The organism is Galactobacter valiniphilus, assembly GCF_003575975.1.
In the GTDB taxonomy this organism is placed as follows: Bacteria; Actinomycetota; Actinomycetes; order Actinomycetales; family Micrococcaceae; genus Galactobacter; species Galactobacter valiniphilus.
The window spans coordinates 1-14,564 of record NZ_QQXK01000019.1; the positions used below are offsets into that span (position 1 = coordinate 1).

12 protein-coding genes and 1 tRNA gene are annotated in these 14,564 nt (G+C 68.0%); 9 read left to right on the plus strand and 4 right to left on the minus strand.

What is annotated here, in order from left to right:
• Positions 1-73 precede the first annotated feature (73 nt).
• The gene (locus DWB68_RS15995; RefSeq protein WP_147391642.1) at positions 74-742 is read right to left on the minus strand and encodes a DUF4352 domain-containing protein; all 669 of its coding nucleotides are present in this window, start codon (positions 740-742) and stop codon (positions 74-76) included.
• A 627-nt stretch (positions 743-1,369) separates the two neighbouring features.
• Here DWB68_RS15995 and DWB68_RS09990 point away from each other — a divergent pair.
• From DWB68_RS09990 to DWB68_RS10020, 7 genes are all read left to right on the plus strand, one after another.
• On the plus strand, positions 1,370-1,822 hold the full coding sequence (locus DWB68_RS09990) for a hypothetical protein (RefSeq protein ID WP_119425002.1): 453 nt from the start codon (positions 1,370-1,372) through the stop codon (positions 1,820-1,822).
• 259 nt (positions 1,823-2,081) lie between these two features.
• Positions 2,082-3,428: an ABC transporter substrate-binding protein gene (locus DWB68_RS09995; RefSeq protein WP_119425003.1), complete on the plus strand. Its 1,347-nt coding sequence runs from the start codon at positions 2,082-2,084 to the stop codon at positions 3,426-3,428.
• A 64-nt stretch (positions 3,429-3,492) separates the two neighbouring features.
• Positions 3,493-4,539, plus strand: coding sequence for a carbohydrate ABC transporter permease (locus DWB68_RS10000; protein ID WP_119425004.1), 1,047 nt, complete (start codon positions 3,493-3,495; stop codon positions 4,537-4,539).
• On the plus strand, positions 4,536-5,453 hold the full coding sequence (locus DWB68_RS10005; RefSeq protein WP_119425005.1) for a carbohydrate ABC transporter permease: 918 nt from the start codon (positions 4,536-4,538) through the stop codon (positions 5,451-5,453). Before DWB68_RS10000 ends, DWB68_RS10005 begins: the two co-directional genes overlap by 4 nt.
• A 2-nt stretch (positions 5,454-5,455) precedes the next feature.
• Entirely contained in the window at positions 5,456-6,871 is a 1,416-nt protein-coding gene (locus DWB68_RS10010; protein ID WP_233548734.1) for a GH1 family beta-glucosidase, read from the plus strand.
• A gap of 34 nt (positions 6,872-6,905) precedes the next feature.
• Positions 6,906-7,943, plus strand: coding sequence for a LacI family DNA-binding transcriptional regulator (locus DWB68_RS10015; RefSeq protein ID WP_119425007.1), 1,038 nt, complete (start codon positions 6,906-6,908; stop codon positions 7,941-7,943).
• A 291-nt stretch (positions 7,944-8,234) separates the two neighbouring features.
• Positions 8,235-9,677, plus strand: a complete 1,443-nt coding sequence (locus tag DWB68_RS10020) for a glyceraldehyde-3-phosphate dehydrogenase (RefSeq protein WP_119425008.1) — start codon at positions 8,235-8,237, stop codon at positions 9,675-9,677.
• 135 nt (positions 9,678-9,812) lie between these two features.
• On the opposite strand, the gene def is transcribed toward DWB68_RS10020, so the two are convergent.
• Positions 9,813-10,388 carry a peptide deformylase gene (gene def / locus DWB68_RS10025; RefSeq protein ID WP_119425009.1) on the minus strand — a complete coding sequence of 192 codons (576 nt, stop codon included), beginning with the start codon at positions 10,386-10,388 and terminating at the stop codon, positions 9,813-9,815.
• Positions 10,389-10,595: 207 nt separating this feature from the next.
• On the opposite strand from def, the gene DWB68_RS10030 reads away from it, so the two are divergent.
• Complete coding sequence (locus DWB68_RS10030) at positions 10,596-12,512, plus strand: FAD-dependent monooxygenase (protein ID WP_119425010.1); 1,917 nt, start codon at positions 10,596-10,598, stop codon at positions 12,510-12,512.
• Positions 12,513-12,693: 181 nt separating this feature from the next.
• Positions 12,694-13,641 carry an AraC-like ligand-binding domain-containing protein gene (locus tag DWB68_RS10035; RefSeq protein WP_158588279.1) on the plus strand — a complete coding sequence of 316 codons (948 nt, stop codon included), beginning with the start codon at positions 12,694-12,696 and terminating at the stop codon, positions 13,639-13,641.
• Between the two features lie 120 nt (positions 13,642-13,761).
• Here DWB68_RS10035 and DWB68_RS10040 read toward each other — a convergent pair.
• Both DWB68_RS10040 and orn read right to left on the minus strand, forming a co-directional pair.
• Positions 13,762-13,834, minus strand: a tRNA-His gene (locus DWB68_RS10040).
• A 105-nt stretch (positions 13,835-13,939) separates the two neighbouring features.
• A complete protein-coding gene (gene orn / locus DWB68_RS10045; protein ID WP_119425077.1) occupies positions 13,940-14,536 on the minus strand; it encodes an oligoribonuclease in 597 nt (198 codons plus the stop codon).
• Positions 14,537-14,564 lie beyond the last annotated feature (28 nt).

Consider the following 14,564-nt stretch of genomic DNA (forward strand, 5'->3'; position numbering starts at 1 on the left):
TCGCCATCACCTACCGCGCCGGCGTCACCCTCTGCGCCATCCTCACCTGGCAACGCCTATTAGGAGACACGCCCTAGAGCTGCCACTCCCAGCCGCCGTTGACCATAAAGCCTGGCTGCCACACGATCACGCTCTCCAAGTCCGGGACATCGAGAACGACCCAGCCGGTGATCTTCTCGGACGGCCCAACTCCTCGCATGAGCGACGGCTTGACTTCGCAGTTGTACACCGCATCCGTTGAGTCCGGATCCCAACCGGCCGTCTCGCCGTTCTTGTCGATGGCCTTCCAATCCTGCGTGAACCAGATTTCGTCCGAACCGAGCGTATCGAGCGAGACATTCTTCGTGGTCTTGGCTGTGATCTTGATAGCGATGAGCTTGCCTTCGGGCTTCCGGGCGTAGGGATTCCCGCACTTCACGCTGGTATCTACTTCCGTGACTGTGAACTCGAAGGACCGATCTCCGTTCGAGTCGCCAGCGGCACCGAGCTCGCCCACCTTCTTCACGAGATTCCCACGGTCACTCGTTGTGCGAGGAGTAGACGGAGGCGTGGTCGCCGTCGGGACGGTGGCGGTCGGGGCCGCGGTAGTCGTGCCAACGACGGTTTCGGTCACCGTCACGGGCGCTGCGGAAGGCTGACCTGAGCAGGCCGTGAGCGCAAGGGCGGCGGTGGCGAACGCAGTCACCATGGGGGTTCGTCGCAAGGGAAGTCCTTCGAGGATGAGCTGTTGCTGGACAGTCATATCGCATCATGCTCACACTGTGAGATCCCTTTAATGGACGGCAAGATCACAGAATTACTTAGCATTTAGTGCCGGTGTAAATAAGCCTAATATCTGCTGGGTTGGCGAAAGACTCGTCATGACGGAAGGCCCTCAACCGCTTGGTGTGCGGGCGGCGCAGCCGGATGATGTCTCACCTCACGCGAACGCCGAGAATCCTTGTGTCGGGGGAGCGGCCCACGGTGTTCTTCGCCCTGCGGCACGACCTGTCGTGCGCCCCGCTGAGGGGGACCTCGCGGCGAACGTCGCGCCGCTTCGCCACGCCCGACGATGATGCCGGCGACTTCCGCGCCGCTGCGCCGATCGGCACCACTGATCCGGACCGTGACGGCATCATGGTGCCCGTCGATACGGCCGCGGGGGAGCGAGGCGCCTCGGAGTCGCCGCCCTGGCCCAGCACAGCACCGTAGCCAGAAACGCGAAACAACCCGTGCCGCTCAGCGAGGTCTCGGGTTCTTTGCGTGTTCGGCGGCAACGTGTCTTGAGGCCGAAGCGCCACCGGTTACTCTCGAAGGCACCGGCAACTGACGCGGAGGGCAAATGCGGGAATGGTGGCGGTCCTGGAGCGGATCTCCCACGTTGAGAGTCTTGTTCTGGCTCTCCGTGCTGCCGATGATCGGCGCCTTCTGCACCCTCGCGTACGCCCTGCTGCTTGAGCCCCGCGTGGCAACGGAAGCCGACGATCCAACAGGCCTGATGCTCATCGTCCTGGGTGGCGTCGCTGTGTCGTTGCTCTTCCTGACCGTGGGCTCGGTCATCCAGTGGCGCCAAGCGGTGCGCCGTCGCGCGGAGGATCCTGCCTACGTGCCGTCGACGCCCGCAGAGCGGGCCGGGGCCGTCTTTGCGTGGGCCGCCGCCTCGCCCGCCATCCTCTGGATGAGCTACGTCTTCACGGCAGCGAAGGGCGTTGATCTCGCCGAGCGGCCGCCTCATCCCATCATGTGGGTGCTCACCGCACTGACCCTCATTGCGGCCACCGTGTCGGGGCTGGTGTGGCGCCGCCTCGCGCGGCGCGAACGGGCACTCGGCGAAGCTCGCTAGCCCCGGGCCACCGCTTACGCGTGCCCGGGAACGGGGGACAGCTCCGGATTTCTTTTGTGCCACCGCGGCAACCGAAATCCGCGCCCTTCCGGGCGAGTCGTGATCGCGCTCTCACGCAATGGTGACAACGATCACCAAAATCGCTTGACGTGCCCCACGCCACACGTTTAGCGTTTCACCATCGCCCGTGAGAGCGCTCTCACACGGGTGGAGGCAACCCCCCGTTGAACCTCCCCTTTCGCCCCTGCGAGGAGAAACCATGAAGACCCCCCGCAGTCTCCGTGGCGTGGCCGCCTTCGCCGCCGCCGCCGCCCTCGCCGCAACCGTTTCCGGTTGTGGCTCCAGCTCCGACAGCGCCGCCCCCGGCTCCACCTCGGCCGCCGGCTCGTCCTCGGCAGCGCCGGTGGAGCTCACGGTGACCACCTTCGGCACCTTCGGCTACGACGAGCTCTACAAGAAGTACGAGGCCGAGCACCCCGGCGTGACCATCAAGGCCACCAACATCGACACCGGCGGCAACGCCCGCACCGACGCCTTCACCAAGATCGCCGCCGGTTCGGGCCTCTCCGACATCGTCGCCGTCGAGGAGGGCTGGCTCGGCTCCATCATGGAGGTCTCCGACCAGTTCGTTGACCTGCGTGATTTCGGCGCTGAGGACATCAAGAGCAACTGGCTGGACTGGAAGTACGCCCAGGGCACCGACGCTAACGGCCGCGTCATCGGCTACGGCTCCGACATCGGCCCCACGGGCCTGTGCTACAACACCAAGCTCTTCAAGGAGGCCGGCCTGCCGACCGACCGCGAGGAGGTGGCCAAGCTCTTTGGGGGAGCGGACGCCACGTGGGACAAGTACTTCGAGGTGGGCGCCGAGTACTCCAAGAAGACCGGCAAGGGCTGGTACGACCAGTCCGGCTTCGTGTGGAACGCCATGGTCAACCAGCTCTCCGAGGGCTACTACAAGGCCGACGGCACGCTCAACGTGGCCGACAACGCCGAGCTGAAGACCCGCTTCGAGCAGCTCGCCGCCGCCACCCTCTCCGGCCAGTCCGCCGGCCAGACCCAGTGGGACTGGGGCAAGGGCAAGGCCTTCGTTGACGGCTCCTTCGCCACCTTCACCTGCCCGGGCTGGATGCTGGGTGTCGTGAAGGGCCAGGTGGAGGCCGGCGGCGGCGACGCGTCCACCGGTTGGGACTTCGCCGACGTCTTCCCGGGCGGCGCCACCAACTGGGGCGGCTCCTTCCTCTCGGTGCCGACCACCTCCAAGCACCAGAAGGAGGCCGCCGAGCTCGCCGCGTGGCTGACCGCCCCCGAGCAGCAGGTCGCGCAGTCCGACGCCGCCGGCACCTTCCCCTCCACGGTGAAGGCCGCCGAGGAGATCGCCTCCAAGGCCACGCCGAACGAGTTCTTCAACAACGCACCGACCGGCGCCATCCTGGCCAAGCGTGCCGAGGGTGTGAAGGCCCAGTTCAAGGGCCCGCAGGACTCCGTGATCCAGGAGAACGTCTTCGGCCCGGCCCTGGTGCAGCTTGACCTGAAGAAGACTGATGCCAAGGGCGCATGGGACCAGGCGCTGAAGCTCCTCGACGAGCTGGTCGTCAACAACTAAGTCCCTGTCCCACCCAGGCGGGCGGGCCTCGCGTGAGGCCCGCCCGCCGCACCGGAAAGAAGCCATGACCTCCACCATCACCCCCAGCGGCGGCCTTGCCGAGGGCACGGAGCCGGAGCCCGGACCGCGGGAAAGCTCCTCAGCCCGCAACCGCCGCCCGTGGCGAGCGCGACTGAGCCGGCTCGACGCCAAGGCCTCGCCGTACGTCTACATCGCCCCGTTCTTCATCCTCTTTGGACTCGTGGGTCTCTTCCCGCTCGTCTACACGTTCTTCGTCTCGCTCTTCAACTGGAAGCTCCTGAAGGGCCAGGGCGACTTCGTCGGCTTCGACAACTACGTCAAGGTCCTGAGCGACGAGTACTTCTGGAACTCGCTCTTCAACACGGCCAGCATTTTCCTGCTCTCGGCCATCCCGCAGCTGATCGCCGCCGTGTTCATCGCGGCCGTGCTGGATCAGAACATCCGCGCCAAGACCTTCTGGCGCATGAGCGTCCTGTTGCCGTATGTGGTGACGCCCGCCGCCGTGGCCCTCATCTTCTCCACCATGTTTGGCGAGCAGTACGGCCTCATCAACAACATCCTGCAGAACTTCGGCCTCGACCCGATCATGTGGAAGTCAGAGACGCTGCCGAGTCACATCGCCATCGCCACCATGGTGAACTGGCGCTGGACCGGTTACAACGCCCTGATTCTCCTGGCCGCCATGCAGTCCGTCCCGCGCGAACTCCACGAGTCAGCGCAGCTGGACGGCGCCGGCCCCCTGCGCCGCTTCCTCTCGGTGACGCTGCCCGGCATCCGTCCCACCATGATCTTCGTGATCATCACCGCCACGGTAGGCGGCCTGCAGATCTTCGTGGAGCCGCGTCTCTTCGATTCCTCCGGTTCCACGCCGGGCGGCTCGCAGCGCCAGTTCCAGACCACGGTCCTCTACCTCTGGGAGATGGCCTTCCAGCGGCAAAACTTCGGCCAGGCCTCGGCGATCGCCTGGATCCTCTTCTTCATCATCGTGGGCGTGGGAGTCCTGAACTTCTTCCTGTCCAAGTCGATCGCCACCGCCGAGGCAAAGGTCGGCGCCAAGCGCCGCCGGCGCCGCGCAGGAGGAGAGAAATGAGCGCCCCCACCCTTCCCGCCGCCGCCCCCACGGGCGGCGAGGACTCAGGCGAGGCGGGAACCTCGGTTCCCACCCGCCGTCGTGCACGACGACGCACGGCCGGGCGCCCGGGCTTCCTCACCTATGGGCTGCTCACCGTGTTCCTGGTGGTCTCGGTCTACCCGCTGTGTTGGTCCTTTGTCATGGGCTCGCGCTCCAACGCTGACTTTGGCCTGAGCTGGCCGCCGCTGCTGCCGGGTGGGCGCTTCTGGGAGAACATCTCCGTTGTGCTCGAGTCCATCCCCTTCTGGAAGGCCCTGGGCAACTCGGTCCTGATCTCCAGCATCATCACTCTCTCGGTGGTGAGCTTCTCCACCCTGGCCGGCTACGCCTTCGCGAAGCTGCGCTTCAAGGGCCGCAACGGCCTCATGGTCTTTGTTGTCGCGACCCTCGCGGTCCCGACGCAGCTGGGCATCATTCCGCTCTTCATGCTCATGCGGCAGTGGGGCTGGACCGGCGAGATCGGCGCGGTCATCGTGCCCACGCTCGTTACGGCCTTTGGCGTGTTCTTCATGCGCCAGTACCTCGTGGACGTGATCCCGGACGAGCTCATCGAGGCCGCCCGCGTGGACGGCGCGAGCATGTTCAAGACCTTCTGGCACGTGGGTGTGCCCGCGGCCCGCCCGGCCATGGCCATCCTCGGCCTGTTTACCTTCATGACCGCGTGGACCGACTACCTGTGGCCGCTCCTCGTCCTCAACAACTCCAACCCGACACTCCAGACCGCGCTCTCGCAGCTGCAGTCGGCGCACTACGTGGATTACTCCGTGGTGCTCGCCGGGGCCGTGTTGGCCACCATTCCGCTGCTGGTGCTCTTTGTCGCAGCGGGCAAGCAACTCATCGCCGGCATCATGCAGGGCGCGGTGAAAGGATGACCATGCAGAACTTCCCCCCTTCCTTCCTCTGGGGTGCGGCCACCGCCGCGGCGCAGATCGAGGGTGCGGGTCACCTGGACGGCAAGACCGACTCCGTGTGGGACGCGTTCGCGCGGGTGCCCGGGGCGGTCGCCGGCGGCGACAATCTGGAACGGGCGGTGGATCACTACCACCGCTACCCCGAGGACGTCGCGATCCTCAAGGAGCTAGGCCTGGACGCCTACCGCTTCTCGACCAGCTGGTCCCGCGTGCGCCCCGACGGCGGCGCGGTGAATCCCGCCGGCGTGGCGTTCTACGACCGCCTCGTCGATGAGCTGCTGGGCGCCGGCATCGATCCGTGGCTGACCCTGTACCACTGGGACCTGCCGCAGGCCCTCGAGGAGCGCGGCGGCTGGGCCAATCGCGAGACCTCCGAGCGCTTCGTCGAGTACGTCCAGAGCATCCACGACGCCCTGGGCGATCGCGTGAAAAACTGGAGCACCTTCAACGAGCCCTTCTGCTCGTCCCTGCTTGGCTACGCCTCCGGCGTGCACGCGCCGGGACGCCAGGAGCCTCGCGCGGCGGTGGCGGCGATCCACCACCAGCACGTGGCCCACGGCCTGGCCGTTCAGGCGCTGCGTTCGGCCGGCGTCACCAACCTCGGCATCACGTTGAACCTTTCCAACGCCATCCCGCTGGATCCCACGGATCCCGTGGATCTCGAGGCGGCCCGCCGCTTCGATGTGCTACAAAACCGCGTGTTCCTCGACCCGATCTTCAAGGGCGCCTACGCCGGCGACACGCTCGAGGACCTTGCCCCGTTCGGTCTGACCGAGCTGATCAAGGACGGTGACCTCGCCTCCATCTCCGCACCCCTGGACTTCCTGGGCGTGAATCACTATCACGATGATCAGGTCTCCGGCTACGCGCTGGAGGGAGCGGATGGCCACGGCGGCGGCACCGATCGCGAGGCCGCCTCGCCCTGGGTCGGCGTGGAGCAGATCAGCTTCCCGCACCGCGATCTGGAGCACACGGGCATGGGTTGGGAGATCAACCCGGACGGCCTGCGCCATTTGCTGGTGCGCCTGGGGCGGGAGTACCCGGGCCTGCCCCCGCTGTACGTCACCGAGAACGGTGCCGCCTTCCCGGACGAGGTCTCCGCGGACGGGCACGTCCACGATGGGGAGCGAACCGCCTACATCACCGACCACCTCCGGGCCGTCTCCGAGGCGATCGCCGAGGGTGCTGATGTGCGCGGCTACTTCGTGTGGTCGCTGCTGGATAACTTCGAGTGGTCCTACGGCTACGAGCAGCGCTTCGGCATTGTCCGGGCCGACGCCGACGGCCCGCGCATCCTCAAGGATTCGGCGCTGGCCTACGCCCGCATCGCCCAGGCCGCGATCGCGGGTCGCGCCGAGGCCGAGGTCAAGGCGGGTTAGTGTGGTTCGGTCCACGGCAGGAGGAACGGTAGTGATGCAGTCGCGATCTGGGGCCCCCACGTTGGAGGCGGTAGCCAAGCGGGCCGGGGTTTCCCGGGCCACGGTCTCCCGCGTCGTCAACGGCTCGCCCAAGGTCACGCCCGATGTGTTGGCCAGCGTGCGCCAGGCGATCGAGGAGCTGGGCTACGTCCCGAACCGCGCCGCCCGCTCGCTCGCGAGCCGGCGCACTCAGGCGATCGCCCTGGTGGTTCCCGAGGACACCGCCAAGGTCTTCGACGAGCCGTACTTCGCGCAGATCGTGCAGGGTGTGGCAACGCACCTGGCCACGACCGACTACGCGCTCAGCCTGCTCATTTCCTCCGCCGGTTCCACCGAAAAGACCAGGCGCTACCTGCTCGGCGGCAACGTCGACGGCGCGGTGGTCGTCTCGCACCACAAGGACGATCCGCTGCTCGAGGGGGTCGCCGGCACCCTCCCGCTCGTGTTTGGCGGCCGCCCCTTCGAGCCGGTCCCGCCGCACACCCACTACGTCGACGCCGACAACGTGGGCGGTGCGCGGGCCGCGGTGGAGCACCTCGTGAAGTTGGGGCGTCGCCGCATCGCGACGATCGCCGGCCCGGCAGACATGACGGCCGGTCAGGACCGCCTGCGCGGTTGGGAGGAGGCGCTCGTCGCCGCAGGTCTGCAGGCAGATCTGGCCGAGCGCGGAGACTTCTCCCCGGCCTCGGGGGCCAAGGCCATGCGTGCGCTGCTGGCCACCGGCGCCCCGATCGACGGCGTTTTTGCCGCCAACGATCAGATGGCGCTCGGGGCCTACGCTGTGCTTGCCGAGCATGACCTGCGGATCCCGGAGGACGTGGCGATCGTCGGCTTCGACGACGACCGTGCCGCCTCCACGGCGCTGCCGCCGCTCACCTCCGTGGCCCAGCCCTCCTCCGAGATGGGCGCCGAGATGGCCCGACTGCTGATCCAGCTGATCGACGGCAAGGGGTCGGTGCCCGAGGCCACGGTCATGCCGACCGAGCTGCACGTGCGCGCCTCGAGCGCGGCCCAGCTCAAGCTCAGCGCCTAAGGCGCGTCGAGTCCCCGAGTCCTTGGTGCGGTGCGCGCGCCGGGGACGCCAGACGCAAGACCCCGCCCACCCGGGCGGGGCCTTGCCGTGTTCCCGGGCCCGCGCCGTCGGGCAGTGCGTGATGCACCTCACGGCGAGCTGAACGGGCGTGCGAGATTTGCACCGTAGAATGACCAATGGTGCGTCGCAAAGGAGCCTCGCTTCTGAGACCGACGCGCGCCCGCGGTGCGCAATGGAGCCATCGCCGGGACACTTTAGGCCCCGCACGGCCGGAACCTCTCAGGAGACGCAGTGACTCAGCAGACCGAAGCAGCCCTCGCCGAGTGGAGCGCCCGTGAGGGCCTTGCCGAGACGATGATCCCGCTGATCGGCCGCCTGTACCGCAAGAACAATGTGGTCGCGTCCATCTATGGCCGCAAGCTCATCAACAAGTCCGCCGTGGACATCCTGAAGGCCCACCGCGTGGTGCGCCACATCGACGGTGTCGAGATGGATCCGGCCGACTCGCTTGCCCTGCTCGAGGGCCTCGATGCCCTTGACCTCGGCGCCGTGAACGTCGACCTCGCCCGCCTGAATCAGAAGGCCAAGGCCGCCGGTGGCGACCTCGCCGAGTTCCTGCGCGCCGAGCTGGGCGAGGCCGTCGGCAAGTCCGGCGCCACCGCCGCAGAGCCGCGCGACATCGTCCTCTACGGCTTCGGCCGCATCGGCCGCCTGCTGGCCCGCATCCTCATCGAGCGCGGCGGCTACGGCCTGCGCCTGCGCGCCGTGGTGGTCCGCAAGGGCTCCGAGGACGACCTGCTCAAGCGCGCCTCGCTGCTGCGCCGCGACTCCGTCCACGGCCCGTTCGACGGCTCCATCGTGGTGGACGAGGAGAACAACACGATCACGGCCAACGGCACGATGATCCAGTTCATCTACTCCAACGACCCGACCACGGTCGACTACACCGCCTACGGCATCGACAACGCCATCGTGGTGGACAACACGGGCCGCTGGCGCGACGAGGCCGGCCTGTCCCAGCACCTCGAGGCCAAGGGCGTCTCCCGCGTGCTGCTGACGGCCCCCGGCAAGGGCGCCCTCAAGAACATCGTTCACGGCGTGAACCAGGCCGACATCGAGGAGGCCGATCGCATCGTGTCCGCCGCCTCCTGCACGACCAACGCCATCACCCCCGTCCTGAAGGCCCTGAACGACGAGTTCGGCGTCCAGGTCGGCCACGTGGAGACGGTGCACTCCTTCACCAACGATCAGAACCTGATCGACAACTTCCACAAGGGCGAGCGCCGCGGCCGCTCCGCCGTCCTGAACATGGTGCTGACCGAGACGGGTGCCGCCAAGGCCGTCTCCAAGGCCCTGCCGGAGCTGGAGGGCAAGCTCACGGGCAACGCCATCCGCGTCCCCACCCCGGACGTCTCCATGGCGATCCTGAACCTGACGCTGGAGAAGGCCACGGACGCCGAGTCCCTGAACACCTTCCTGCGCAACGTCTCGCTGGTCTCGCCGCTGCACCGCCAGGTGGACTACATCGATTCCCCCGAGGTCGTCTCCACCGACTTCGTCGGCTCGCGCCGCGCCGGCATCGTCGACGGCCGCGCCACGATCGTCTCCGCCGATGGCCACCACGTGGTCGTCTACGTCTGGTACGACAACGAGTTCGGTTACTCCTGCCAGGTGGTCCGCGTCGTCGAGACCATGGCCGGCACCAACCCGGCCAACGTGCCGGCCCTGGGCTGAACCACGCCGTAGCTAGCGCCAAAGGGCCCCGGAACCGTTTGGTTCCGGGGCCCTTTGTTGTTGCGTTCGGTGCCCGACGGCGCGTGGCCGGGGGAGCGGGCCGCCGCGCCTGGGCGGCGGGCGGCCGGCGCCGGCTCAGTGGCCGAACGGATCCGGGTCAACGCCCGGCATCCAGGTCTGGCCGGGGGTGTTGAACCCCTCCTTCTTCTGCGCCTTCTTCCAGCGCTTGGTCCACTTGGGATCCAGCATGTCCACGTAGAGCTTGCCGTCCAGGTGGGAGTACTCGTGCTGCATGATGCGCGCGAACCAGCCGCGGGCCTCGAAGTCCACCTCGTTGCCGTCCATGTCCAGGCCCTGCACGCGCGCGTAGTCGGCACGCTGGAGCGGGAAGTCGAGGCCGGGGGCGGAGAGGCAACCCTCGGAGTGCTCGTCGGGATCCGGCGCAGCGCCCGAGATCTTGGAGAGCGTGAGGCGCGGGTTGATGACCACACCGCGGTGGGGCGCGTCGTCGTCGTGCTCGTCGAAGTTGAACGTGAAGATGCGCAGGCCGACCCCGACCTGCGGGGCGGCCAGGCCCACGCCGTTGGCGACGTCCATGGTCTCGAACATGTCGGCGACGAGGGTCTTGATCTCCTCGTCGATGACCTCGACCTCGGCGGCGCGCTGGTGCAGCACCGGCTCCCCGTAGATGACGATGGGGCGGACGGCCACGGATGCTCCTAGCGTTGGGGGTGCCGCGGGTGCGCGACGAGACGTTCCATCTTATCGAGTCGCAGAGATGACCTAGAGCGTGCGCGCAAATCCTGGTTCTATGCGCTGTGGGCCACGGCGGAGTGAGCTGCGTTACCTAGCCTTGAACGGTAGGTCACGGACGCCCTCCCCGAGGCGCGGCCCCCAGCATCACCCCCAGGAGAGACAGTGCAGTTTCATCACCACGGTTACGTTGACCACGATCCGCGCTTGCAGGCCGCGGCCGGCGTCGGCATCGAGCGTTCGGCCGAGCTGCCCGAGGTCATGGACGTCCTGATCGTCGGCACGGGCCCGGCGGGCATGCTCCTGGCGGCCCAGCTCTCCGCCTTCCCCGACATCGACGCGCGCATCATCGACTCCCGCGAGGAGCGCCTGCGCGTGGGCCAGGCCGACGGCGTGGCGTGCCGCTCCGTGGAGACCTTCCAGGCCTTCGGCTTTGCCGAGGACCTGATCCGCGAGGCCTATCACATCACCGAGACCGTCTTCTGGGGACCGGACCCGGCCAACCGCGGCAACATCATCCGCGAGTCCCGCCGCCCCGACGATCCGCGAGGCCTCTCCGAGTTCCCGCACCTGGTCTGCAACCAGGTGCGCGTGCAGGACAAGTTCGCCGAGGTCATGGCCAACTCTCCCTCCCGCATGGGCCGCGACTTCGGCTACGAGTTCGTGGGCCAGGTGCGCGAGGACGGCACCGAGTACCCCATCGTCTCCACGCTGCGCCGCACGGTGGGCGAGCGCGCGGGCGAGGAGCTCACGGTGCGCTCCAAGTACCTCGTGGGCTGCGACGGCGCCCGCTCCAACGTTCGCCGCTCGCTCGGCCTCAAGCTGCGCGGCGACTCGGCGAACCACGCGTGGGGCGTCATGGACGTGCTGGTCGACACCGACTTCCCGGATGTGCGCACCAAGGGTGTCATCCAGGCCCACGACGGCCGCTCCATCCTGCTGATTCCCCGCGAGGGCGGCCACCTGGTGCGCTTCTACGTTGACCTCGGCGAGGTGCCCGAGGGCGACAACGGCTCGGTGCGCTCCACCACGGTGGAGCAGTGCGTGGAGCTCGCCAATGCGATCCTGAACCCGTACACCATCACGGTGAAGCAGGTGGCCTGGAGCTCGGTCTACGAGGTGGGCCAGCGCGTGGCCGACCACTTCGACGACGCCGTGGAGGGGGAGCGCGCGCCGCGCGTCTTCATCGCCGGCGACGCCTGCCACACCCACTCGGCCAAGGCGGGACAGGGCATGAACGTGTCCATGCAGGACACCTTCAACCTGGGCTGGAAGCTGGCCCACGTGCTGCGCGGCCAGGCGCCGGAGTCGCTGCTGTCCACCTACTCCGCCGAGCGCCAGCGGATCGCCGTCGACCTCATCACCTTCGACAAGCAGTGGAGCTCGCTCATGGCGGCGGGCCCGCTGGACCCGCAGCACCCCGAGCGCGGTGGTGTGGATCCCGAGGTGATCCAGGAGTTCTACCAGCGCAGCTTCGACTTCACGATGGGCTTCGGCACGCGCTACGAGCTCGCGGGGCTGACGGGCACCGACGAGTTCCAGTCGCTCGCCACCGGCTACCCCCTGGGTGAGCGCTTCCGCTCCGCGAAGGCCATGCGCCTGGCCGACGGCAACGCCCGTGAGTTGGGTCATCATCACCAGGCCGACGGGCGCTGGCGCCTCTACGCATTCGCCGACGCTCCGGCTCCGGGCCAGGCCTCCAAGCTCGAGGACTTCGCCGCGTGGCTCTCCACCGATCCGGCGTCCCCGGTGCTGCGCTTCACGGCGGAAGGCGCAGACGCCGACTCGCTCTTCGACGCGAAGGTCATCTACCAGCAGGACTACGAGCACCTGAGCATCATGGACGCCCCGGAGATCTTCCGCCCGCGCATCGGCCCGCTGCAGATGATGGACTACGAGAAGGTCTACGCGAGCCTGGACGGCGAGGACATCTTCGACGCACGCGGCGTGAGCCGCGAGGGCGCCGTGGTGCTCGTGCGCCCGGACATGTACGTCTCGGCCGTGCTCCCGCTCGACCGCCCGGAGCTGCTGGCCGCGCACCTGGACGCCGTGCTGCAGGAACCTGCGGTCGCCGCGTTCTGAGCGAGGGCACCGCACGACGGCGCCGGTGACCCCTTCGAGGGTCCCCGGCGCCGTCGGCGCGTGTCCGGCCCGGCGACGCCCGGGCCCGCCCGGCGCGGGCGCGCGGGTCCCGGGCGTGGACAGCGCTTGGCCGCCGGCGACGGGCGGGCGGACAATGGGCGGTAGAGCAGGGGAGGGCACCGTGGAGTCGAGCGTCATCGAGGTCGAGGACGTCAACGCGTGGCATCGCGTGGTCTCGGAGCGGCTCATGCCCCTGGCCATCGATTCCTCCGCGAATCCGGACTTCAAGGCCTCCGTGACGGCGCAGGCCTTCGCTGGGGTGCGCCTGGCCCGCGTGCGCGCCGGAAAGCACGCGGCCGAACGCACCCACCGGCTCGCCGCCGGGGGAGACCCGCACTACTGGCTCGCGCTGCAGATCGCCGGGAGCAGCACCATCTCCCAAGCCGGGCGGACGGCGGAGCTAGCGCCCGGAGAGCTGGCCGTCTACGACTCCTCGATGCCGTATCGCCGCGAGTTTCCAGGGGACTCCGACACCCTCGTGGTGCTCATCCCGCAGCAGCTCATCAGCCTGCCGCCGCAGGCGCTCGCGCTCATCGCCGGCCTGCGCATCGGCGCCGACGAGGGCATGGGCGCCATCCTCTCCGCCTACCTCTCTTCGCTCGCCGCACACCTGCACGAGCTCAAGGACGGCCAGGGGGCCAGCACGGTGCACGCGCTCCTCGAGCTCGTGACCGCCGTGTTCTCCGAGCAATTCGGGCTCGTCGCCCCACACCGCTCGGCCCGGCGCTTGGACGAGGTGATGCGGATCCGGGCCTGGATCATGGATCGACTGGGCGACCCCACGCTGGATCCGGCGGGGATCGCCGCTGCCCACTTCATCTCCACGCGCCAGCTCCACGTGCTCTTCCACGAACAGGGAAGCAGCGTGGGAACGTGGGTGCGCGAGCGCCGCTTGGATGCCGCGCGGCGTGACCTGCAGACCCCGGGGGAGGACTCGGGCATCGCGGCGATCGCCGAGCGCTGGGGCTTCGGCGATCCCGCGCACTTCGCGCGGGCCTTCAAGCGCGCCTACGGCGTGAGCCCGCGGGCGTTCAGGGACGCCTCCCGCAAGGAACATCCGGCGAGCTAAGCCGCCCGACGGAACCACCCGTCGTCGGGCCTTTTCTTGACCACTCCACGAGTCGGCGAGAAAAGGGGACAACAAACGCGAGGGCCCCGTTTCTTTCGAAACGGTGCCCTCGCGTATCCGGGTGAGTAACGGGGCTTGAACCCGCGACCTTCTGGACCACAACCAGACGCTCTACCAGCTGAGCTATACCCACCACAATCCCTGAGGATTGTGTTCCGTTCCCTTTCGGGCCCGGCAACACGAACAATCCTACACGAGATTTTGAGTGCTCACGACCACGGGGTTCCTCCCCGGGCGCTCAGCCCTCGGAAAGCTCAGCCGCGATCCCCTGTGCCTCGGCCGCGCTGGGGCCGGGCGCCGGGACCATGATGGCCTCGCGGTAGTACTTGAGCTCGTTGATCGAATCGATGATGTCGCCGAGCGCGCGGTGGTTGCCGGTCTTGGCGGGGGCGTTGAAGTACGCGTTGGGGTACCAGCGGCGGGCCAGCTCCTTGATCGAGGAGACGTCGACGATGCGGTAATGCAGGTGCTCGATCACCTTGGGCATATCGCGCACCAGGAAGTTCTTGTCGTTACCCACCGAGTTACCGGCCAGCAGCGCCTTGCCCGGGTGCGTCACGAAACGCTTGATGTAGGCGAGCACCTGATCCGTGGCCTCGCGCATGCTCAGGCCCTGGGGCAGCTCCTCGAGCAGGCCGGAGGTCACGTGCATGTTCCGCACAAAGTCGTTCATGCCGGCGATGGCCTCGTCGGTGGGCTTGATCACCACGTCCAGCCCGGGATCGAGGACGTTGAGGTTGGCGTCCGTGATGACCACGGCCACCTCAATGAGGGCGTCCCGGTGCAGGTCCAGCCCCGTCATCTCGCAGTCGATCCAGACCAAGGCGTTGTTCATGTCGTTCACGCGGCCCACCCTACCGCCG

Excerpts from the sequence above, each read along its gene's own strand:
- DWB68_RS15995 (WP_147391642.1), bottom strand. The coding sequence starts at position 742 with ATGACTGTCCAGCAACAGCTCATCCTCGAAGGACTTCCCTTGCGACGA.
- DWB68_RS09995 (WP_119425003.1), top strand. The coding sequence starts at position 2,082 with ATGAAGACCCCCCGCAGTCTCCGTGGCGTGGCCGCCTTCGCCGCCGCC.
- DWB68_RS10000 (WP_119425004.1), top strand. The coding sequence starts at position 3,493 with ATGACCTCCACCATCACCCCCAGCGGCGGCCTTGCCGAGGGCACGGAG.
- DWB68_RS10005 (WP_119425005.1), top strand. The coding sequence starts at position 4,536 with ATGAGCGCCCCCACCCTTCCCGCCGCCGCCCCCACGGGCGGCGAGGAC.
- DWB68_RS10010 (WP_233548734.1), top strand. The coding sequence starts at position 5,456 with ATGCAGAACTTCCCCCCTTCCTTCCTCTGGGGTGCGGCCACCGCCGCG.
- DWB68_RS10015 (WP_119425007.1), top strand. The coding sequence starts at position 6,906 with ATGCAGTCGCGATCTGGGGCCCCCACGTTGGAGGCGGTAGCCAAGCGG.
- orn (WP_119425077.1), bottom strand. The coding sequence starts at position 14,536 with ATGAACAACGCCTTGGTCTGGATCGACTGCGAGATGACGGGGCTGGAC.